The following is a 1,173-nucleotide window of genomic DNA, read 5'->3' as shown; positions in this document are numbered from 1 at the left end:
CCGGGCTGACCGCCAACGTCGAGCATCTGCGCGAGCTGGCCGAATCCAGTCCGTCGATCGTGACGCCGCTGAACTCCGCGATCGGTTACGAGGAAGCCGCCGCGGTGGCCAAGGAGGCGCTCAAGGAGCACAAGACGATCCGCCAGGCCGTGATCGACCGCGGGCTGATCGGCGACAAACTCTCCGAGGCCGAACTCGACAAGCGGCTGGACGTCCTAGCCATGGCGAAGGTGGAAGAGGACTAACGGCGGCGGCCGGCGGCGGTAGGGCTCGTCAGACCGGAAAAGTTTTCGTCGACGCCGTCAGCGAGCGTCGACGTAGCCGGTGACTCTCACCGACGCGGGTCCACTGGTCGCGTTGATCGATGCCGACGAAGCCGACCACGAAACGTGTGTCCTGACACTCCGTACGCTGACACCGCCGCTGGTTATCACCTGGCCGGCGTTCACCGAGGCGATGTATGTGCTGGGTCGAGCCGGTGGCGCGGCCGGCCAGTATGCCCTCTGGACGCTGCTGCTGAACGGGCGGCTGGACATCGCAGACCTCGCAACCGCGACGCTCGAACGAAGTGCGGCGCTGATGGACAAATATGCCGACCAGCCAATGGACCTCGCCGACGCCACTCTCGTCGCGCTGGCCGAAGAACGCGGCGACCGACGAATCTTCACCCTGGACGCAGACTTCCGGGTTTACCGGATTCACGGCAGGACCCGCTTCGAGATCATCCCGGGCTGAGTAGCTAAGCCCCAGCGGGAGGCCGATCCGCGGTAGCGAAGTCGCATCAGTGGGGTGGTGTCGCCGTCGGGCAGGTGCGCTGTGACGTAGGTGAAGGTGTACCGGAAGCGCACGTCGATACCGCGCAGTTCTGCCTACGATACCGCGCAGTTGTGGCTACCGCTGTCGGGCGCGGGTCGACAGCGTGTGGTGGGTGTCCGGCACCTAAGGCTGGGTCCGGGGTGCTAGACGCCGTTGGTTTGCTGGAACATCGAGCAGTCGGGGTCGAGGCGTCAGGCCGGCGTGTGTGTGTCCAGCTGTCCGGCGGCAGCTCCGATCAATGTCGGACCCCCGCTCTAGGGTCGAAGACATGTTCGATAGCACGATTGAGGTGGCGGCGTTGGTCGATCGGATGACGTCGGCGACCCGCGCGGAGAATCGGGCCGCCGGGGCGCGGTT

General features: G+C 65.9%; 1 protein-coding gene and 1 pseudogene. Both read left to right on the top strand.

What is annotated here, in order from left to right:
• Positions 1 to 245: pseudogene (aspA, locus tag AC2VON_RS18175) on the top strand (aspartate ammonia-lyase); the annotation flags it as partial.
• A gap of 79 nt (positions 246 to 324) precedes the next feature.
• The gene (locus AC2VON_RS18170) at positions 325 to 735 is read left to right on the top strand and encodes a type II toxin-antitoxin system VapC family toxin (protein ID WP_486954204.1); all 411 of its coding nucleotides are present in this window, start codon (positions 325 to 327) and stop codon (positions 733 to 735) included.
• Positions 736 to 1,173 lie beyond the last annotated feature (438 nt).

This window comes from Mycobacterium sp. TH-M82 (assembly GCF_057473605.1).
Note: the sequence above shows the minus strand (reverse complement) of the source record. Positions and strands in the feature narration are given on the sequence as shown.